We start from the raw sequence: 20,600 nt of genomic DNA, 5'->3' as shown, positions 1-20,600 counted from the left end.
TTAAATCTGCCCTCCTTTTTTATACTAATTGCATTGAATTAGTGAGTTATTTAATTCGCTAGAATGATCATGTTTTTAATAAAAGGCGTATTATTTTGTAGAATAAATAAGTTCTATATTAACTATTTTACTGCGATTAAGGGTGATTTTATAACGTTGGTAAAGCTTTTTATCCTCTTCAGTTAACACCAGCACCATGTTTAATTGATAGCGCCTTTCTACTGCCTGCTTAGAAATTTTATTACTGTCTAAATGATATAACTTGCCCTCTCCCCGCTTTAAGTAACGTGCAAACGGTGCAAGGTTAAAATGTAATGTTTGCTGTAGCGTATCGTAACCTGGTAAAAATTCTTTTGCGCTTACACGCGTTTCACTTGCAAAATGCAACCACTGAGCCGCTTGTTTATTTTGCTGACGACGTTTTGAAAAGATAGATTTAACTTCTTTAGGGATTTTTTTAAAACGTGTGTATTCGAGCCAAATAAACTGACTCGCTATTTTATCTTTAGTAATGCTATTTTTAAAACTAAATCGCCATTTAGGTCTACCCTGCACAATAGCCCGCCAGATTACACGTGTTATGTCTTCTTTAAATATTTCTCGTAAGCCATAGATCAGCCCTAAAATCAAAATAAGGGTTGCAGTTACTTCTGTAAAACTTGAGCGCGCGTTTAATATTACCACCATCACAAAAGCCATTATAACGGCCGTCACTGTGCCTTTAACCAAACGTTTTAGATAGCTATTCAAAAATCGCGTTTGCCGCTGTAATATAACGCCATGCTCAATTAAGCGTTGTAGCAAGCGCATCTTATTCGTTATTCGATTAGCATCTTGCATGGTGGTTTCAGAATTATAATTTTTATCAGCGCGGTACGTATTTTCATTTTTACAAAATTGCAGTAACTCATTACGTTCTTTTGCATAATCGCTGCTACGTGGACCTTCATCTAAAAGCTTTAAAAAAGATTGCTCAACATGCCAACTCAAGTAATTATCGGCATTGGTAAAAAATGGCAGTAACTTTTCATCATCAGGCGTATATCGACGCAGCTTTTTTAAAAGTCCTTCACTTTGTTCGTACACTTCATTGGCGCGTTTATAAAAATCATCAGCCTCGCTAATTTTTAACGCATCTTTTATATCGGCGTCGAGTGCTAAACGTACTTGGTAAGAGAATAAATTAAGATTTTGCCGGTAATCTTGCTGTTCGCCTTTGTTTTTACTAACGAAACGACTTCGCACCAAGGGCAAATGAATATTATTAGCGTTATACGCTAAGTGCGATTTAAAATGGTTATTAAAGTAGGATTCTTCAGTGAGGGTTTGCGGATTAATCCCCATTTCGTTCGGAATCGAAAAGTACAGATCAATACGCTGCTCAGAACGGGGGTTCAGTTCTGGTTCAATGACAAAAGATAAGTTTTCGTCTTGTTTTAACAATCAGCTCTCCTTCTAATTTACTCTTTAAGTGTACTTGCCTCCTTCGTTTTGTTCAATAAAAAAGGCCCAGTAAATACTGAGCCTTAATGAATTTATATTGCTAATTAAAGTTTAATATTAACACCAGCAAATAAACGGCGACCTAGTACATCGTATGTAAATGGGTCAGTGTTTGAGTCATTGTTACCTGAGTAATACGGTGGCTCTTTGTCAAACATGTTATTAACACCAGCAGAAACGGTCAATACATCATTGATCATGTAAGATGCGCTAATGTCGTGGTATACAACTGATGGTGTAGTTGGTGCATAACAGCTATCATCGCTAACACATGCAAAGCTATCCATACCCGCTATGTAACGAGCTTCATAAGTAGCATCCCAGTTATCGCCTTTAACTTTTAAGCTAAAGTTTGACTTAATGTCTGCGTAACCACCTGAACCACTCGTAATTAATCCTGAATAATCTACGATAGCACCAGTATCAACAACATACTCATCTAAGTAAGTTGTATCTAGGCCTGCTTTCCACGCTAAACCTAACGCATCAAATGAGTAGTTAAGGTTTAAATCGATACCAGACGTTTTCTCTGAACCAATGTTACGTAGTTGGTTATTGAAAACAATACGGCCATCAGCTTGGAATACGGCTGAAGTACTAGTACATACATCATTAGAGCTACTATTTGCATTACCAATACATTGGTCAACTACAAATTGGTTGTTGTAAGTAGAAATAGCATTTTCGATTTCAATGTCGTAGTAATCTACTGTCATTGAAAAACCTTCAAACCATTCTGGCTCATATACAACACCAAATGTAAGTGTATCAGCTTCTTCAGGTGTTAGGTTTTGGTTACCACCAACAGTTACTTCTGCTTGGCTATCAGCACCAGGGTAGCTTACTTGTTCATAAGATGGCTCTTTACCTGAATAAAGCTCATCTACAGTTGGTGCACGGAATGCTGTGGAACGAACACCACGTAGCATTAGTTCATCATTTACACGCCAAGTTAAGCCTAGTTTCCAAGTTTCATCTGAACCGAATGTGCTGTAATCAAACGCACGAATCGCTGCACTTAGTTCGATAGAATCAGCAAAAGATGCATCAGCTAATAAAGGAATTGCAAATTCAACAAACGCTTCATTTACATCAAAGCCACCGCTTGTTGGATCTACACGAGGGTCATTACCTAAACCTTGTGCTGCAATTGAATCAGGTGTGTACCAAGCTTTTTCTTGACGGTGTTCAACACCGGCTGCGAATGCTGCATAGCCAGCAGGCATTTCAAATAGTTCACCTGAAAGCGATGCCGCTAGAATAAATAACTGGCTGCCACCTGAGTTTTGTTCTGTGTAAATATACTCTTGTACATTTGACTGAGCCCAAGCTGCTTCATCTAACGGATTAAATGTACCGGCTACAATTGCAGAATTAATTGCAGAAACATTGTGTAAGTTACTCATTTTATCTACAGAGTCGTTACGACCAAAGTTTGCAGAAAAATCCCAAGAGTAATCGCTAATTTCACCTTCAGCGCCTAGCACGATACGAACGGTATCAACCGTTTGAGATAAATCACGCGTACCACTTTCAGCCATACGACGACGGTAGCTAATCTTGTCATTGTAAGCGTAGTTAGTTGCTGTAGTTACGTAATTATCATCTGCATCTTTTACAAATGCATTATTAGCAACTTGACGTTTATCATAAGTTTGGCTTAATAAACTATCACCCATGCTATCAGCATAAGTAAAACCAAAATTAATAGGTTGCGGTGCTAATTGTTGCTCAGACCAACGCTTGGTATAAGTAAATTCACTGAAAAGCCTAGTATCATCACTTATTTCATATTTACCAACACCTGTAATGTTTAAACGTTCCATAGGTGTGTATAAGTAGCTCTTTGCTGCATAGTTATATGCATCAGCTGCATCGGTAAAGCGATGTAAGCTACCACCAAGTCCGCTTAAGCCGCTATCATTTGCAACGCCTTGTTGTTCTATTTCGCCATCACTGTTTACTATGCCAGCAGTGTTTACGTTGTAAATGTGTCCGCCTTCGCTGAACGAAGAACCACCACAGTAAAGACCGTTGTCGCCTTCAAATAATGGGCAATTTGAAAAACCACGATCAGCTTGGCTTGCTTCTCCACGATTAGTGTACTGCGCACCAAAAACGATATTACCTTTATCGAATGAAGTACCTACAGTAAAGTCAATCGACGTTTCAGATGCATCATGTTTAGATGTCATTGCTGAATTAACGTTTAAATCTAACCCTTCAAAATCATTTTTAAGAATGATATTTACTACACCTGCAACCGCATCTGTGCCGTATACAGCTGAAGCACCGTCTTTAAGCACTTCAATTTGTTTGATCATTGATACCGGAATAGTGTTCAAATCAACAGTTGATGAAGCGCCAGTACCTGAGTTGATCATACGACGACCATTTACAAGCACTAAAGTACGCTGTGAACCTAAGCCACGAAGATCAATAGATGCATTACCGCCTGAACCATTGTTCACGCCAGGATTAGTCATTGCACCGCCAGTGGCTGTCATTTGTTGAAGCACACTGTCTACAGATGTTGCGCCAGAAGCTCTGATTTCATCTGCGCCAATTAGCGTTACTGGGCTAGCGGTTTCCATGTCAGAACGCTTAATGCGAGAACCCGTAATTTGAATCTTTTCGATTGATTTTGCTGCTTCGTCAGCCGCTAAAACTTGCACACTTGAGAACATCGGGATTGCTGCGATTACAGCTAAACCAAGAGTTGATTTTTTCATGAAAGAACCCTACTTGTTGGAAATTTACCGTGATTGGTAATGCTCACTTGTTATAAGAATAGTGAGTCAGGTCGGCAACTTAGGCGCTTTTAACTGAACGAAAACTTAACGAGCGGTCAGATTTTAATTTCCGTAAAAATAGAATAACCAGTAAAGGTACACACGTTACAGATTGTTTCATTGTTAATTAATAAATACACATAAAAATCAGTTGTTTATATGATCTATGATACATTCAAAAAACACCTGAAATCAAAGTGATTCACTTTGTAATCAAATGTAATTAGTAGAAAAATATCCCGATATTTGATTAATTAACAAGTTAATCACAGCGCATTATTAAAACCGCAAAACTAAATGTTAATTACTAACCATATTTATGCAGAATGAGCGATTAATTAGTCTTATTTAGCTGCTTAGGAGGCGTTTAAGGAGAAATTTTTTATTCAGGAAACATTAAAAATTGAACTTTTTAAAATCACATCAAAAGTAAATATAATTTTAGCCATGGCTTACTTTTAGATATTTATTTTAAAAAGCATACATTTACTTTTTAGCTTAAGTAAAAGCCTGTTTCGTACCGTTACTTTATAGATAGCTGACAATAATTATTAAACACTAAATACTCGCTGTTCAAAATATCTCTTTAAAATGTTTTTTGCTGGCCTAGTAGTTACAAGTGATCAGAACTGGGCTTTGCTTAACCTGAAATCGGATTACTTATTCTTTAGTGTAGGACTGTGGATATAAACTAGGAATGGCTATCAACGAGGTTAGGTCATAAATTGCGTCATCACTTTAATAAGTTCCTACCCAATCAATAAAAACTTAATACGTGCTAATTTATGTAAAAGCTTTAAGGACTGTTGACCTTGCAGAATTAAGTTTGTTCTACGTAATGGAATTTGATCACGGCGCGAGATTTGTAACCATGCAGGCTAAAAAAGCGAGCTACAAAGGGAAATCGCCCCAAGGTCTAATTCATAGGGCGGCACATGTTTGGCATTTATACTGCGTTATCACCGCTTGGTTGAAATTAAAATACTGCACAGGCGTACGCTGCCTAAAAACGGTGCATTCTGCTGAAAATTCAATCTCGAAAGATAAACCGCTTCTGGGTGATCTAATTAATTTAAATATCGTAACTTTATATGTTAGTACGTTACATAAAAATTATAGTTAATTACTTGTTCTACCGAAGATGTTTGATTAAGTATTGTGAGCTCCAAGCGCCAAAGCATATTCTTTTCAGAGCAAATACCGACCATAGTGTTGCTTTGCCAAAGTTCACCCTTTTTTATGAACTGTTGAGGTATGTACCCCATATACATAGTAACGCCTTTTAATTTTGCGTCTGTAATGTGCAATCCGTTTGGTAGCTCACTAAAAATTGTAAATGGAGTTTCGGGGGAAAGTGTAGAATTACTTAACCATACTTTAACACCACTTGGGAAAGTACATGGTAAATTGGCATCACATTGCGTTGTTTTTAGAAGCTGGGCTTCATTTTTTTCAGAAAAATCACATGCTATTAATAAAAAAAACGCTACAAAAAATATGGGTAATCTATATATAAGCATAACAATCTCGCTGTAAATAAAAGCGAATACTAATAATCGGGTCTATAAATAACAAGTGGGAGTGTTACTATTAGTCGAAATATGGCACAAACTGTATCAAAAAATAAACAACAAGCTCACAAAGTTTGATTGATGTCATAATATTACGTAATTGACCTATCTTTTTTAGGTCAAAAAATTTATCATTTCACCCGCAAAAATTAAGGGTTTCTCGAGTTTGTTTTCTGAAGCATTCATGCTTTGAACGTTTTAGGTAACATGCTTGTGAAGTAATAGTAGGCCCCACTTTTTAAAAGTGGGTAATTCATTTCTAAACGCATTTATTGCAGCGGAAGCCAGAAAATGAGCCAAACAGTAGCATCACAAACTGAGTATAACTATAAAGTTGTACGCCAATTCGCTATTATGACAGTGATTTGGGGCATCGTTGGCATGAGTATTGGGGTTCTGATTGCTGCCCAATTAGCTTGGCCAGCACTTAACTTTGATACACCATGGTTAACATACTCTCGACTACGTCCGTTACACACGAACGCAGTAATTTTCGCATTTGGTACTAGTGCACTTTTTGCGACGTCTTATTACGTCGTACAACGTACTTGTCAAACGCGTCTTTTCTCAGACAAACTCGCCGCCTTTTCATTTTGGGGCTGGCAGCTGGTTATAGTATTAGCAGTAATAACGCTTCCTTTAGGTATTACTAGCTCAAAAGAATATGCAGAACTTGAGTGGCCAATCGATATTTTAATCGCTGTGGTTTGGATTGTTTACGCCATTGTATTCTTTGGTACTTTAATCAAGCGTAAAGTGTCGCACATTTATGTTGCTAACTGGTTCTATGCTGGCTTTATAATTACTGTTGCAGTGCTTCATATTGTAAACAGCATGGCTGTGCCTGTGTCGTTAACTAAATCATACTCAATCTATGCAGGTGCGGTAGATGCGATGGTCCAGTGGTGGTACGGTCATAACGCTGTAGGTTTCCTATTAACTGCTGGTTTCTTAGGTATGATGTATTACTTTGTACCAAAACAAGCAGGTCGCCCAGTTTACTCATACCGCTTATCGGTAGTTCACTTTTGGGCACTAATTTCATTATATATCTGGGCAGGTCCTCACCACCTTCACTACACTGCGCTTCCTGATTGGACGCAAAGTTTAGGTATGGTTATGTCTATTATCCTATTCGTGCCGTCTTGGGGTGGTATGATTAACGGTATTATGACCCTATCAGGCGCGTGGCATAAACTACGCACTGACCCAGTATTACGCTTCTTAGTTGTTTCATTGTCTTTCTACGGTATGTCTACGTTTGAAGGTCCTATGATGGCAATTAAATCTGTAAATGCGTTATCTCACTACACAGATTGGACAATCGGCCACGTACACTCAGGTGCGCTAGGTTGGGTTGCTATGATTTCAATTGGTGCTATTTACCACTTAATTCCTGCGTTATTTGCGCAAGGTCGTATGTATAGCGTTAAATTGGTTAATACCCACTTCTGGTTACACACTGTAGGTGTTGTTTTATACATTGTTGCAATGTGGATCTCTGGTGTAATGCAAGGTCTAATGTGGCGTGCAGTGAATGCTGACGGTACATTAATGTACAGCTTTGTGCAGTCTTTAGAAGCGTCGCATCCTTTCTACATCATGCGTTTTGTAGGCGGTGTATTCATCGTAACAGGCATGTTAGTTATGGCTTATAACGTTTTCCGTACAATTTCAGCTGAGAAAGAATCTCTGAAGTTAGACGCGCAAGCACAATTAGCATAACGGAGTGAGATGATGAGCAATAAAAATTCACAAAATAAACATGAGATAGTAGAAAAAAACGTTGGCCTTATGGCTATTCTGACTGTTTTTGCTATCAGCTTTGGTGCATTAGTTGAAATTACTCCGCTAATGTTCCAAGACGACACAACTAAACCAGTAGAAGGCCTACGCCCTCTTAACGCTTTAGAAATGGAAGGCCGTGATATATATGTACGTGAAGGTTGTTATAACTGTCACTCACAAATGATCCGCCCTTTTCGTGATGAAGTTGAGCGTTACGGTCACTACTCTGTTGCAGGCGAATCAGTATGGGATCACCCTTTCCAATGGGGTTCTAAACGTACTGGTCCTGACCTTGCTCGCGTTGGTAAACGTTACTCGGACGATTGGCATTATGCTCACTTAGTTGACCCACGTGCCGTGGTTCCTGAGTCGAATATGCCAGGTTTTCCTTGGTTAGCAGAGGATAAGGTAGATACAAGCCTGACTCTGAAAAAACTACAAATTTTCCGTGATACTTTTGCTATTAACCCAGAAAACCCTAAACACCCGGGCCTAGGTTATGGCAGCGACGAAGAACTTAAAGCTGATGTTGAAAAAGTTAACGCTATGAATAACGGCGAAGGCGCAACAGAGATGCAAGCTCTAATCGCGTATTTACAGCAACTTGGTACCCACTTGAAGTAAATTATTATGGATTACGGAACATACAGAGGCATTTTGACTCTGGTAATTTTAGTATTGTTTATTGTGATTGTTGTATGGGCATACAGCAAGCGTAGCAAAAATCGTTTTGATAGCGCTGCTAATGCCATTTTCGAAGATGAAAAAAAACATAACAACACACTCTCTAACGAGGAAAAGGAGTCTGAAAAATGACTAGCTTTTGGAGTATTTGGGTTATTGTATTAACCCTTGCATGCTTATGCATCATCTTTGGCTTATTAGTTTGGAACTTAAAAAACTATGCTGGCGTAAAAGAAGGTGAAAGCTGTGGACATGAATTTGACGGCATTGAAGAGCTAAATAATCCACTACCAAAATGGTGGACTTACATGTTTTTCGCAACTTTTATTTGGTCAGTATATTACCTTGCAGCTTACCCAGGTTTAGGTAACTGGGAAGGTTTAGGTAAATGGACTAGTTCTAATCAAGGTATTACGTCTTTAGCTGAGTCTAAAAAAGCAGTTGCAGAGGCCAAAGCTGAAGGTCGTTTTGTTAAACTCGATAAAGAGTACGAAGCCGCAGAAGAACGCTTTGGTCCTATTTTTAACCGACTTGCACAAGTGCCGGTTTTAGATTTAGTTGATTCTAAGTTTGAAGGTGACGCAGCGCAGCAAGTTGCTCTAAAAAATGGCGACAAACATGAGCAAACAGATGGCCAATTAGCCATCGAAATTGGTCAGCGTTTATTCTCACAAAACTGTGCGCAATGTCACGGCTCTGATGCGCGTGGTGGAACTGGCTTCCCTAACCTAACTGATAAAGATTGGTTATATGGCGGTACACCAGACAAAATTAGAGAAACTCTGCTTAATGGTCGTATTGCAGCGATGCCTGCTTGGGGCCCAGCTCTTGGCGAGCAAGGCGTTAAAGAAATGACAGCACATGTGCTGAGCCTTTCTGGCCGTACTGTTAACCAAAAAGATGCAGCAGCAGGCGCCGCTAAGTTTGCAATGTGCGCCGCATGTCACGGTGCTGATGGTAAAGGGTCGGTTGCACATAACCTACCATTTGGCGCACCTAACCTGACTGATAACATTTGGTTATACGGTGGCTCTCAACGCGCTGTTGAAGAAACGCTTAACCACGGCCGTGCTGGTGTAATGCCTGCTTGGAAAGACATTTTAGGTGAAGATAAGATTCACTTATTAACAGCCTACGTTTACAGTTTATCGCAAGATAAATAAGCACGCGGTTAATAAAATGTTTATAAATTAATTTATTTAATTCAATAGATTAATCCAGATCAAAAAAGCCTCCACCGTGAGGCTTTTTTTTAGTCTTTTACGTATAATTCCTATAAAATAACGCTTCCTAAACTAATTTTAGAGACACTATGCAACCTACTCCGTGGTATAAAAATTTTTGGCCTTGGTTTTTAATCTTTTTTCCGTTAGTTGCCATTATTGGCTGTATTAGCTTGTTTATTACGGCGATAGGTAACGGCCCAGATATGGTTGTTGACGACTACTACAAAAAAGGGAAAGCAATAAACTTAGAATTAACCAAGTTTGAAAAAGCAAAAGCACTTTATTTACACGGCGAATTAAATGTTACTAATGAACGTGTAAGCTTTAAATTTACAAAAGGCGATAGCAGCAACGTACATGTTTTAAAACTTTCGTTTTACCACCGTACTATTAAAGCGCATGACTTTGAGGCAACACTTACGCCTAATGCCAATCAAGAGTTTACTGCATTACTTAATGAGTACACATCGGGTGCATATTCTGTATTTATTGAGCCAATTGATGGTAGTTGGAAACTAAAAGAGAACATTGTTCTACCGACGGCTGAAACCGTTTTAGTTAATCCTAACTATAAGTAGTCATTACTATGTCTAACTTTTGCTTTCATTGCCTTGAAAGTGTGCCAAACGGATTTAGCGCAAACGTTATCATTGACGATAAAGCCCAGCCGATGTGTTGCATTGGCTGCCAAGCAGTTGCGCAAAATATTGTTGATCAAGGCATGACTGATTATTATAAATACCGAACCGTTCGCGCTGGAAAAGTCGAACAGCTAGTACCTGAGCAACTCGCATTTATAAAAAGTTACGACAACGAAGACATTCAAGACGAATTTATAGCCACTAACGATAATATCTCAGAAGTATTGTTGAGCGTTGAAGGTATAACCTGCGCAGCATGTGCATGGCTAATCGAAAAACAACTTTTAAATTTAACCTCAGTAAAACGTGTTGATGTAAACACATCTACCAATCGCGCGATGATCCAATGGGACAAAACTAGCACCCCATTAAGTGAAGTTATTACTTCCTTAGCTAAAATTGGTTATAAAGCCTACCCGTTTCAATCAGATATTGAAGCACAACAAAAACAGCAAACTGCAAAAGCCTATATTCGCCGCTTAGGTGTTGCAGGCTTAATGACCATGCAAGTTATGATGTTTGCGTTTGCCATGTACTTTGGCATGTTCTCCGGCATGGACAGCAATTTTGAGCAGTATTTTAGATGGATCAGCTTAGTACTAGCCTCTCCGGTTATTTTATACAGTGCACTGCCCTTTTTAACCAATGCTATAAATGGACTAAAAGCAAGACAGCTCAATATGGATTTACCCGTATCACTGGCTATTTTTGGTGCGTTTGGTGCAAGTTGTTACGCCACATTTATGCAAGTCGGCGAAGTGTATTTTGAATCTGTGTGCATGTTTACCTTTTTACTTTTATTAGGTAAGTACCTTGAATTTAGAGCGCGTTTAAAAGCGAGCGAATTTACTGCCAACTTACAAAAATTATTGCCATTAACAGCCCGCACCATTAACGAAAGTGGCGAAGAACTTATAATTGCAGCAAAAAAACTAAAGCTTAATGATGTAGTGCTTATTAAAGCCGGTGAAACAATTCCGGCCGACGGCGAACTTATTAAAGGTAAAACTACGGTTGATGAATCAATGATGACGGGAGAACACCAGCCTGTCACTAAATTTATTGGTCACAATGTCTACGCCGGTTGCGTTAACCACGACGGCGTTATTGAAATAAAAATTAATAAAATTGGTCAAAATACGCTTTTAAACCAAATTATACGCCTGCAACATAACGCTTTAACCAAGCGCCCTAAACTGGTTGAAATTACAGATAAAGTTGCGCAATGGTTTATTGCGTCTTTACTTATATTTGCTTCACTTACAGCTATTGGCTGGTACCAAATTGACCCTGAACACGCATTTTGGATCACCATTTCGGTTTTAGTTGCTACCTGCCCATGTGCCCTGAGTTTAGCGATACCAACCGCACTTACATGCGCGGTTGCAACACTTACTCGTAAAGGCGTGTTGATAAAACAAGCGCATGTGCTCGAAACACTCTCACAAATTACGTTATTTGCGTTTGATAAAACAGGCACGCTCACCCAAGGTAAATTTAGCCTTGATGAAGTGGATATAATCGATAAGCAATACACAAAAGCGCAAGTGCTAGATATGGCAGCTATGTTAGAGCGTTATTCTGAACACCCTATCGCCAGTGCTTTTGATGAAATTACCCCTGCTCACCACAACCTTGATAACGTTGAAGTACACCCAGGTCTGGGAATTAGCGCACAAGATGCAAACAATCATTACGCAATTGGTAAAAGTGGTTGGTTTGATAGCAAAAAATCAAATGCACAAGCAAGCTTGTATATTAATAAGCAAGTTGTTGCACGTTTTTACTTTATTGATAAAGTGAAAAACGATGCTCAAAAGCTTATAGGCTCACTTCAATCGCAAAATTTAACGTGTCATATGTTAACTGGTGACGCATCAGATGCTGGGCAAAAAGTAGCTAAACAACTCAACCTTGAAAGTGTGCAATCTGGATGTTCGCCACAAGATAAACAAACAGCCGTTGAACAATGGGCGTCACAAAACGAAGTAGTTGCAATGGTCGGCGATGGCGTAAACGACAGTCCTGTATTTGCCAGTGCACACTTATCCATTGCAATGGAAACAGGTGCTGACATATCAAAAAATAGCGCCGATGTAGTGCTTCTTAATAGCGATTTAGCTTCAATCGATCATTTACTCAATGTGGCAAAACAAACAAGACGTATTATTAAGCAAAACCTTGCACTGTCTTTATTGTATAATGCGTCCATATTACCATTGGCGGCATTAGGCTTAGTTGCTCCGTGGATGGCTGTTATTGGCATGTCTGCCAGCTCCATTATTGTGATTAGTAATTCACTAAGGCTATTAAAGTTATGAGCATAATTTACATTTTGATCCCCATTGCCATTTTGTTTGTCATTATTGCTATTGGCGTGTTTTTTTGGGCCGTAAAAAGTGAGCAGTTTTCTGATTTAAACAAACAAGGTCATAGTATTTTGTTTGAAGACGACAAAGAGCAACACAACAAAAGTAATGATTGATCCTCTTTATACCAGTGCATTTTTAATGGGGCTAATAGGTAGCGGCCATTGCATTGCTATGTGCGGCGGTATTGCAAGCTCATTACAACTGGCAAGCGATAAACGTAAAACATTTACCTATTCATTTGCTTATAATATTGGACGCGCACTTAGCTACATGGCAGCAGGCGCGCTTGTTGCTGGTATTAGCAGTCAATTTGCTAGGCAAAATACGTCTTTTTCTTTAGCCCTTTCATTCATTGCAGCTATTTTTATGCTCCTAGTCGGCGTATATATAATGCGCTTGGGCCCTACGCTGCAGTGGTTAGAGAAAATAGGTAAAACCTTGGTATGGCAACACATTGTTAAGCTAAATAAATATTTAATGCCTATTAACTCTCCTTTTAAAGCCCTAGGTTACGGTGCATTGTGGGGCTGGCTGCCTTGTGGACTTGTATACTCAGCGCTTACATGGGCGATGACTAGTCCAAGTGCTTTAGATGGCGCTTTAGTGATGCTTTGTTTTGCTTTAGGTACTTTTCCGGCAATGATCACTCTAGGTATCACCGCACAAAAGCTAAATAGTATTATTAACCATCCATGGACTCGCATTGTATTAGGCAGTGTTATAATTTGGTATGGTATCTACTTATTGATTATTGCAACCGACAAGCTGGTACACTAATCTAGACAACGTCGTGCATAAAAATTAAAAACGGATTAAAATATGGATTTCTCTCAAAGTCGCGCTAAAAGCAATTGTGCTATTAGCTGTAATAACTGCAGTATCAGTCAATTGTGTTTGCCATTTTCACTCAATGGCCAAGAAATGGATAAGCTTGACGAAATTATTGAGCGAAAAAAACCACTCCATAAAGGCGACTACTTATTTGAATCAGGTGCCCCTTTACAAGCTATTTATGCAGTACGTTCAGGTTCATTTAAATCTTATACACTATCAGAACAAGGCGATGAGCAAATAACCGGATTTCATTTAGCGGGCGATTTGGTGGGCTTTGACGCGATAAGCAAAATGGCGCATCAGAGCTTTTCGCAAGCACTCGAAACGTCAATGGTATGCGAAATTCCATTTGATACACTTGATGAACTTGCTGGTAAATTACCAAAACTTCGTCAACAAATTATGCGTTTAATGAGCAGTGAGATTACATACGATCAAGAAATGCTGTTATTACTTAATAAAAAATCAGCAGAAGAACGCTTAGCTAGTTTTATTTATAACCTGTCAGAGCGTTTTGGTGAGCGTGGTTTTTCGCGTAAAGAATTTAGATTTACCATGACTCGTGGTGAAATAGGTAACTACTTAGGCCTTACCGTAGAAACTATTAGCCGCTTATTAAGCCGTTTTCAAAAAGCTGACTTAATTAAAGTAGAAGGTAAATTTATTACTATTTTAGATAACAATGCATTAGCTAAAGCCGCAGCAATTGTTAAATCTTGCTAAATAAAATAGTTTGATTTAGAACAACAATTTATGTGCTACCCCTTTAACTGTTTTGTATTTACGTTACACTAAAAATACACCCGTTAAGTAAATGGAGTAGCACATGGACACTATTAAACGCATTATTGCAGTTATTGACCCTACCAAAGACGATCAACACGGTTTAGCACGTTCAATAGATTTAGCTAAGAAATCTGGCGCAAGTATTACCGCCTTTATGACGGTTTATGACTTCTCTTATGAAATGACCACAATGCTCTCTGGCGATGAACGAGAAGCTATGCGCGACGCTGTTGTTAAAGACCGCGAACTATGGCTAAGTGATTTGGTTTCTCCCTACAAAGATATAAGTATTGAAACTCAAGTTGTATGGCATAACCGCCCTTATGAAGCTATTATTGATGCCGTAATTGATGAAAAGTACGATTTAGTAATTAAAGGCACACATCAACATGGTGCACTTAAATCCGTTATTTTCACCCCTACAGATTGGCACTTAGTACGTAAATGCCCAGCTCCGGTATTGTTTGTAAAAGAAATGGCATGGCCAGCAAACGGAAATATTTTAGCTGCTGTAAATGCAGTTAGTGAAAACGAAGAACATGTAGCACTTAATAAACGAGTTATCAAAGATGCACAATTTTTATGTGGACTCGCCAATGCAACACTCAATTTAGTTAATGCCTACCCTGCAACCCCCGTTAATATCGCTATCGAAATCCCTGAGTTTAACCCTGGACTTTATAACGAATCAGTTAAAAAACATCACCACGAATCAACCAATGAACTTGCCGCTGAATTTAATTTAAGCCAAGAACAATGTTTTATTGAAGAAGGCTTACCAGAGGATGTAATTCCTGATGTGGCTAAGCGATTAAATAGTGAATTGGTTGTTATTGGTACTGTAGGTCGTACAGGTTTAAGTGCAGCACTTGTAGGTAATACTGCAGAGCATGTAATTGATAGCCTTGACTGCGATGTATTGGCACTTAAACCCGATGGTTACGTAAGCCCGTTGGCAAAAAAGCTAGATTAACCAAAAAATATTTTAGCAAATAACAGCACGTACCTTACTTGCTAAAAATACCGCGTTTAATTACATCCTAAACTCGCATATTCAGGTGGTTTGGGTATAATACGCCCCTTTATTTTTAGCAAATAACTTTGCTGCATTGTTTTACTAGGGGGCGTAATTGTCACACTCAGATCAAGCTAAAGCTCAATTTAACTTAAATAAGCTGCAAAAGCGTTTACGTCGCCAAACTGGTCAAGCCGTTATGGACTTCAATATGATTGAAGAAGGTGACCGTATAATGGTGTGTTTATCAGGTGGCAAAGACAGCTATACAATGCTTGAAATGCTTCAGCATTTAAAACGTGTTGCACCAATAAAGTTTGATCTAGTTGTTGTAAACCTTGATCAAAAACAACCAGATTTTCCTGAGCATGTATTGCCCCAATACCTTGATAAATTAAATGTTGAATACAAAATTGTAGAAGAAGATACTTACAGTATTGTGACTGATATTATTCCTGAAGGGAAAACAACCTGTTCACTTTGCTCTCGTTTACGTCGTGGTATTTTATACCGCACAGCAAAAGAGCTAGGTGCTACAAAAATTGCGCTTGGCCATCATCGCGACGACATGATTGAAACCTTGTTTTTAAATATGTTTTACGGCGGTAAACTAAAGAGTATGCCCGCTAAATTAATGAGTGATAACGGTGAGCACATGGTTATTCGCCCGCTTGCATATTGCAGAGAAACCGATATAGCCCAATACGCATTTGCACAAGGTTACCCTATTATTCCTTGTAATTTATGTGGCTCGCAAGAAAACTTACAACGTAAACATACAAAAGCGATGCTTGCTAAATGGGATGCTGAGCACCCAGGACGTATAGAAAGCATTTTTACTGCAATGCAAAATATAGTTCCTTCGCATTTGGCCGATGCTGATCTATTTGATTTTAAAAATTTACAAACCGGTGAAGTAATTAATGGTGGTGATATCGCCCTTGATAAACCCGACATTCCTAAAGTGCCTGTTACTAATGAACTTGATGAACAAGAAACGCCAAGTGTTGTTACTATAAATCTAAGCTAACTAATTTAAGGGTTTGTATTTATATACAAACCCTTAAAATTTAACAACTTAGTATTACGCTCTATTTTCAACTTTCAGCTAAGCCTTGTAAAAACTCCAAGCTCAGCTTTTCTTGTGCATTAGCCTGATAGGGTAATTGCTGCAAGCTATCGTACGAAAAATCGTTAATATCAAATTGACTTATTTCACTATTTCCAAAGCTGTTTCGCTCACCTGGGCTTGGTGACATTCTCTCAACAACAAAGTCACTTAAGCGCATTTCTGTAATACCTTGTGGTAATACAGACCAGTGAGCTTTTAGATTAAGTGTTTGATTCCCCTGCGTTAACCTCTTCTTTGATACTAAATGAGCTAGTGGTGTATCACCATTATATAAATTAGCTCTCACCCGATATAAACCGCTTTTTATGACGGTTAGATTTGCTGGTATAAGCATATTTTCATTTTGTGCATAAGCTGTATTAAAGCCAATTAAGGTTGCACTTGGTGGCATATATTGAATTTGCGCAACTACGGGTACTTTTTTACCTGCCACATCAGCCTCTACAAACAATTGTAAACTACGAGGATAATCTTCTTTAGCTTTAAACGTTATACTCGCCTCTCCTTCGTGTGCACTGCCAGTATGAGTATTTAATACCTCTTTTGTGTCTGTATTTGCCAGCTCAACCACCACTTTACCGAGCCCCTGCGCGCTTACATTTAACCTTATTTCTTCTGGGTATACAAAACGATACTGCTCAAGGCTTAACGTAAGCGCAGAGCCAGTTTCGTCAATTGGGCTCGATACCGGATAAAACTGGTTTGGCTTTAGACGATCCTCATCTAATGTGCTCAACGGTTGAGAATAAGGAGGAAATTTAAGTGCACTTTCGTATTGCATAACTATTTGTTCAGCTGCTTTTGTTAAATCTTCATTAAAAGCAATTTGTTGTTTAGATGGTGTTTTTTTTACTTTAGGTACATCAATGGCTATTACTTTTACAGGATCTGTATTTGGGGCGCTAAGAGACTTTGATATTGGTTTTTTTTCTGTCTCATCCAGTTTTTTTGAGTCATTATTATTTGTAAACCACAGCACAAATAAAGCAACGCTAATGATTAAAGTGATCAGATAAAATTTTTTCATAGGCTATATTCATATCCTGCATAAAGCGTGCAGTTAGTAACTGCACGCTTTTATATTATGGAATCACATTATAAATAAGCGCCGATGCACTTAAATTATTAGAATCCTTTATGTACCGGTATTGTTTTTTCCAAAACCAAGTACCTGTTGATTCATCAAACGTATTAAAACCTACGTTTTGGCCATCAACATTCACATTATTCATCGCAATAGTTACATTACCTTTGCGTTGTGCATTATGAATTTCATTGTGGCTATAGCTATCACTCATCATCATAGGATAATGGTTTGGCATAAAGCTTGTTACTGCATCGCCTTGTGAATCTAACTGTCCATCTGTATCGATACTGCGGCTACAGCTTCCAAACGATCCTACAGAACTTGCCCCACATGATGAGTGTGATGCTACAACGGAGTCATCGTTACCTCTTAAAAAACCACCCGTTAGGCCTAAGTATGCATTACCATCAGCAACAAAACGTAAGCGTGGTGTGCGTGCGTCAGGAAATGGTGAAATTTTACGTGCATTATTTACTTTTAAATCGTGTAATACACCAATTGCTTGCGTTACATCGCTGCCTAACCACCATTTGAGTGCAGCATCTATCGCAAAGTTCCATGAAGCACCGGTTAATGCACTCACTGCAATATCAGCGAGCTCACTTCCACCGCCAGCCCCTGCCAAATCAAACGTAGCAACAATATTAAGCGGTTGTAGCCCCGCGTTTTCTAACCAGTTTTCTTGATTATCAATAATATGGCGTGCAACTAAGTCACCTGTAGAATGAGTTACAAGCACACAGCCATCGTTACACAAATTAGAACGCGAAATTTGTTTCAACTTAGGCCAAACCCAATCAGTGGCTATTTTACCCTCTACACGCTCGTATGAAGGCCAATCAATGCGTTCGTCAGCGCGATTATTCCAGTACGATTGCCAATATGTTTCACCATCATTGACAACATCACTGCCTGATTTATTTGTTATTTGCGACACTTGTAAGCCATGAATTAATATAATTTTGTAATCTTTACTCGCAGCGGAAAAACTCATTAACATAGCGAGTCCCGCACCAAGTAAATGGCTTGGTTTTATTAGTTTGTGTGTGCGTTTGTTGTTGTTCATACAATTCCTTAATGTGGTGTGTTTTATATTTACTATTTAACCTCAACTCTAACTAATAGATTTACTAACATATTGAACCACAATGATAGTCAAATTTGTTTTTCTCTAAGCCAGCGATTTTCAGTGAAAACAAGGCTAATTCACTCGTCAGTAGTGGATCTGTTGTAATCGCAGTTGGCGCTGAAGTAGCAGTTTGAGATAGATTTACTATCTAAAGCTCAGGTTATTTATATTTAAGGTATTCATGTTCAATGTACTTGAGCTTGTCAGCTCAGGCATTCAACAGTATTAGGAACAAACCACTAAAATGCAACATTTTATTATCATTTGTGTTGGAAAATAATTTATTTCACATTTATTAATGGGTTAACAAAACGATAATTGTTAAATTTGAAATTATTGGACTGATTTAAAAGATTACACTGAGGAGTATTAAAATTAAACTAATTCGGTTAGCTTCGTGTTTATGAATGCAAATGTGGCTAAGTTTTTCTAAAGCATTTAAACCTTTAATGTTTAAGTGCTTTAGGAAGGCCGGCTTTAAAATGAGGAGACAATTAGGCTAACCATTGGCTTTAAGTTCATTAGTAAATTGCCCTATAGCATTCACAACTTCTTGCGCACCTTGCTGAATTTCCTGCATCACATCACCTGACTCTTTAGATAATGCTAAACCTTGCTCTGCTTTCTCTTTACCTTTCTCGATTACAGCCACCGTATTTTGTGTCTGTGATTGATTACGCTGCACAACTTCAACAATTTCTTCTGTTGCTTTTGAGGTACGCGATGCAAGCAACCTTACTTCGTCTGCAACAACAGCAAAACCTCGACCTTGCTCTCCAGCCCTAGCTGCTTCAATTGCGGCATTCAACGCTAATAAATTTGTTTGTTCGGCAATACTGCTGATACTTTGTACAATGCTCGCAATTTGTTGTGACTGCTGATCGAGCGCTGATATTTCACTAGCAGCTTGCTCCATGTTAACGGCCAACTCAGTCATAACAGCGACTGTATCTTGTATAACAAGCGCACCTTGCTCTGCTTTTTTATCGGTTTGGGTTGAGGTGCCATGAGCAATTTCGGCCGCTTGTGATATTGCTATTTCTTGATTTACTTGCTCTGTAATAACTGTCGCGAATTTCATTACTTTATAAAGTTCATTTGCATCATTTGAGATTGGATTGTATGACGCTTCTAACCATACAATATTGCCATGTTTATCTACGCGCTTAAAACGTTCCGCAATAAATTTTCCTTCCCGCAACTTAGTCCAAAATTGCAAGTACTCTTGAGAGTTTGCTTCTGATCCCTCACAAAATGTACGGTGGTGCTTGCCTATAATTTCACTTTCTTTATAGCCCATAGCTACCAAAAATTGATCATTAGCTTTTAAAACATGTCCTTCTAAATCAAATTCGATTACAGCCATAGAGCGATATATTGCTTTAATAGTGTCGCTTTGCTCGCGAGAAGCTGTAATTGTTTTTGTAAGTACACTCCCGAATATAGAAAAATAGAGCAGCTGGTCTTGCTCACCTTTTACTGGGTGTACTATTAAACGTAACCATTCAGCTTTACCATCACCGCGCGCAATTTGTAATGCACCTCCCCAATGTCCTTCTTTTTTTATAGCTTGCTGTAGGCTTTTAAATTCTGAAGATTGACGAGACGACTCAGTAATAAAATCATCAAAAGAGTTATTAGTAAGATCGTCTTCGTTGTAGCCTAAGTTTTCTAAAAACCTATCATTAGCGTGCGAAATTCTACCATCATAAAGAATGTTTAGTACTAACATCTCTCGGTAAAGCCCTTCCCACACTTGTCGTAACGGATAGAGTTCTGCTTTTAAAGAGGCTATTTCATTTTGCTTATTTTTAGAAAAAAACATTAATATCCTTACTAGGGCGTGTTGACCTTTGTGGATTGAAATTTGTTCAATCTAGGGGCGATTAAATCACGGCGCGAGGTTTGTAACCTAGTGGGCTAAGTAAAAACCGAGCAACAAAGAGTTAATCGTCCCTAGAAAGAACCCAAAGGGCAGCGTATGTTTGGTATTTATACTACGTTATCGCCTATTTATGGGGAATACCACACTACATAGGC

At 38.6% G+C, this 20,600-nt stretch carries 17 protein-coding genes; 11 read left to right on the top strand and 6 right to left on the bottom strand.

What is annotated here, in order from left to right:
* Positions 1-90: 90 nt before the first annotated feature.
* The 3 genes from LOS73_RS10615 to LOS73_RS10605 all read right to left on the bottom strand — a co-directional run bounded on the left by LOS73_RS10615 (position 91) and on the right by LOS73_RS10605 (position 5,815).
* Positions 91-1,443 carry a hypothetical protein gene (locus tag LOS73_RS10615; RefSeq protein ID WP_457933608.1) on the bottom strand — a complete coding sequence of 451 codons (1,353 nt, stop codon included), beginning with the start codon at positions 1,441-1,443 and terminating at the stop codon, positions 91-93.
* Between the two features lie 104 nt (positions 1,444-1,547).
* Positions 1,548-4,235 (bottom strand): TonB-dependent receptor, encoded by a 2,688-nt coding sequence (locus tag LOS73_RS10610; protein ID WP_457934946.1) that lies wholly within the window; start codon positions 4,233-4,235, stop codon positions 1,548-1,550.
* 1,154 nt (positions 4,236-5,389) lie between these two features.
* Positions 5,390-5,815: a hypothetical protein gene (locus LOS73_RS10605; protein WP_033028306.1), complete on the bottom strand. Its 426-nt coding sequence runs from the start codon at positions 5,813-5,815 to the stop codon at positions 5,390-5,392.
* Positions 5,816-6,157: 342 nt separating this feature from the next.
* On the opposite strand from LOS73_RS10605, the gene ccoN reads away from it, so the two are divergent.
* The 11 genes from ccoN to ttcA all read left to right on the top strand — a co-directional run bounded on the left by ccoN (position 6,158) and on the right by ttcA (position 16,242).
* On the top strand, positions 6,158-7,591 hold the full coding sequence (ccoN, locus tag LOS73_RS10600; protein ID WP_002961515.1) for a cytochrome-c oxidase, cbb3-type subunit I: 1,434 nt from the start codon (positions 6,158-6,160) through the stop codon (positions 7,589-7,591).
* Between the two features lie 12 nt (positions 7,592-7,603).
* Positions 7,604-8,278 carry a cytochrome-c oxidase, cbb3-type subunit II gene (ccoO, locus tag LOS73_RS10595; RefSeq protein ID WP_033016430.1) on the top strand — a complete coding sequence of 225 codons (675 nt, stop codon included), beginning with the start codon at positions 7,604-7,606 and terminating at the stop codon, positions 8,276-8,278.
* Between the two features lie 6 nt (positions 8,279-8,284).
* Positions 8,285-8,470: a CcoQ/FixQ family Cbb3-type cytochrome c oxidase assembly chaperone gene (locus tag LOS73_RS10590; protein ID WP_024597380.1), complete on the top strand. Its 186-nt coding sequence runs from the start codon at positions 8,285-8,287 to the stop codon at positions 8,468-8,470.
* Positions 8,467-9,501 (top strand): cytochrome-c oxidase, cbb3-type subunit III, encoded by a 1,035-nt coding sequence (ccoP, locus tag LOS73_RS10585; RefSeq protein ID WP_457934945.1) that lies wholly within the window; start codon positions 8,467-8,469, stop codon positions 9,499-9,501. The genes LOS73_RS10590 and ccoP overlap by 4 nt, the downstream gene beginning before the upstream one ends.
* Positions 9,502-9,650: 149 nt before the next feature.
* Positions 9,651-10,142: a FixH family protein gene (locus tag LOS73_RS10580; RefSeq protein WP_033028307.1), complete on the top strand. Its 492-nt coding sequence runs from the start codon at positions 9,651-9,653 to the stop codon at positions 10,140-10,142.
* Positions 10,143-10,150: 8 nt separating this feature from the next.
* The gene (locus LOS73_RS10575) at positions 10,151-12,526 is read left to right on the top strand and encodes a heavy metal translocating P-type ATPase (protein WP_457934944.1); all 2,376 of its coding nucleotides are present in this window, start codon (positions 10,151-10,153) and stop codon (positions 12,524-12,526) included.
* Entirely contained in the window at positions 12,523-12,690 is a 168-nt protein-coding gene (ccoS, locus tag LOS73_RS10570; protein ID WP_002963071.1) for a cbb3-type cytochrome oxidase assembly protein CcoS, read from the top strand. The genes LOS73_RS10575 and ccoS overlap by 4 nt, the downstream gene beginning before the upstream one ends.
* On the top strand, positions 12,683-13,354 hold the full coding sequence (locus LOS73_RS10565; protein ID WP_033028309.1) for a sulfite exporter TauE/SafE family protein: 672 nt from the start codon (positions 12,683-12,685) through the stop codon (positions 13,352-13,354). The genes ccoS and LOS73_RS10565 overlap by 8 nt, the downstream gene beginning before the upstream one ends.
* Before the next feature lie 42 nt (positions 13,355-13,396).
* A complete protein-coding gene (locus tag LOS73_RS10560) occupies positions 13,397-14,134 on the top strand; it encodes an FNR family transcription factor (RefSeq protein ID WP_007375303.1) in 738 nt (245 codons plus the stop codon).
* A 103-nt stretch (positions 14,135-14,237) separates the two neighbouring features.
* Positions 14,238-15,170, top strand: a complete 933-nt coding sequence (gene uspE / locus LOS73_RS10555; protein WP_007375304.1) for a universal stress protein UspE — start codon at positions 14,238-14,240, stop codon at positions 15,168-15,170.
* 157 nt (positions 15,171-15,327) lie between these two features.
* The gene (ttcA, locus tag LOS73_RS10550) at positions 15,328-16,242 is read left to right on the top strand and encodes a tRNA 2-thiocytidine(32) synthetase TtcA (protein WP_033028310.1); all 915 of its coding nucleotides are present in this window, start codon (positions 15,328-15,330) and stop codon (positions 16,240-16,242) included.
* A 67-nt stretch (positions 16,243-16,309) separates the two neighbouring features.
* On the opposite strand, the gene LOS73_RS10545 is transcribed toward ttcA, so the two are convergent.
* From LOS73_RS10545 to LOS73_RS10535, 3 genes are all read right to left on the bottom strand, one after another.
* Positions 16,310-17,371, bottom strand: coding sequence for a hypothetical protein (locus LOS73_RS10545; RefSeq protein WP_033028311.1), 1,062 nt, complete (start codon positions 17,369-17,371; stop codon positions 16,310-16,312).
* A gap of 55 nt (positions 17,372-17,426) precedes the next feature.
* The gene (locus tag LOS73_RS10540) at positions 17,427-18,497 is read right to left on the bottom strand and encodes a hypothetical protein (protein ID WP_007375307.1); all 1,071 of its coding nucleotides are present in this window, start codon (positions 18,495-18,497) and stop codon (positions 17,427-17,429) included.
* A gap of 562 nt (positions 18,498-19,059) precedes the next feature.
* Entirely contained in the window at positions 19,060-20,385 is a 1,326-nt protein-coding gene (locus tag LOS73_RS10535; RefSeq protein WP_033028312.1) for a methyl-accepting chemotaxis protein, read from the bottom strand.
* Positions 20,386-20,600 lie beyond the last annotated feature (215 nt).

The sequence above is a fragment of the Pseudoalteromonas sp. SCSIO 43210 genome (genome assembly GCF_054133285.1).
Note: the sequence above shows the minus strand (reverse complement) of the source record. Positions and strands in the feature narration are given on the sequence as shown.

Excerpts from the sequence above, each read along its gene's own strand:
- LOS73_RS10565 (WP_033028309.1), top strand. The coding sequence starts at position 12,683 with ATGATTGATCCTCTTTATACCAGTGCATTTTTAATGGGGCTAATAGGT.
- ccoP (WP_457934945.1), top strand. The coding sequence starts at position 8,467 with ATGACTAGCTTTTGGAGTATTTGGGTTATTGTATTAACCCTTGCATGC.
- LOS73_RS10575 (WP_457934944.1), top strand. The coding sequence starts at position 10,151 with ATGTCTAACTTTTGCTTTCATTGCCTTGAAAGTGTGCCAAACGGATTT.
- ccoS (WP_002963071.1), top strand. The coding sequence starts at position 12,523 with ATGAGCATAATTTACATTTTGATCCCCATTGCCATTTTGTTTGTCATT.
- ccoO (WP_033016430.1), top strand. The coding sequence starts at position 7,604 with ATGAGCAATAAAAATTCACAAAATAAACATGAGATAGTAGAAAAAAAC.
- LOS73_RS10610 (WP_457934946.1), bottom strand. The coding sequence starts at position 4,235 with ATGAAAAAATCAACTCTTGGTTTAGCTGTAATCGCAGCAATCCCGATG.
- LOS73_RS10605 (WP_033028306.1), bottom strand. The coding sequence starts at position 5,815 with ATGCTTATATATAGATTACCCATATTTTTTGTAGCGTTTTTTTTATTA.
- uspE (WP_007375304.1), top strand. The coding sequence starts at position 14,238 with ATGGACACTATTAAACGCATTATTGCAGTTATTGACCCTACCAAAGAC.
- LOS73_RS10535 (WP_033028312.1), bottom strand. The coding sequence starts at position 20,385 with ATGTTTTTTTCTAAAAATAAGCAAAATGAAATAGCCTCTTTAAAAGCA.
- LOS73_RS10590 (WP_024597380.1), top strand. The coding sequence starts at position 8,285 with ATGGATTACGGAACATACAGAGGCATTTTGACTCTGGTAATTTTAGTA.
- ccoN (WP_002961515.1), top strand. The coding sequence starts at position 6,158 with ATGAGCCAAACAGTAGCATCACAAACTGAGTATAACTATAAAGTTGTA.
- LOS73_RS10545 (WP_033028311.1), bottom strand. The coding sequence starts at position 17,371 with ATGAAAAAATTTTATCTGATCACTTTAATCATTAGCGTTGCTTTATTT.
- LOS73_RS10560 (WP_007375303.1), top strand. The coding sequence starts at position 13,397 with ATGGATTTCTCTCAAAGTCGCGCTAAAAGCAATTGTGCTATTAGCTGT.
- LOS73_RS10540 (WP_007375307.1), bottom strand. The coding sequence starts at position 18,497 with ATGAACAACAACAAACGCACACACAAACTAATAAAACCAAGCCATTTA.
- LOS73_RS10580 (WP_033028307.1), top strand. The coding sequence starts at position 9,651 with ATGCAACCTACTCCGTGGTATAAAAATTTTTGGCCTTGGTTTTTAATC.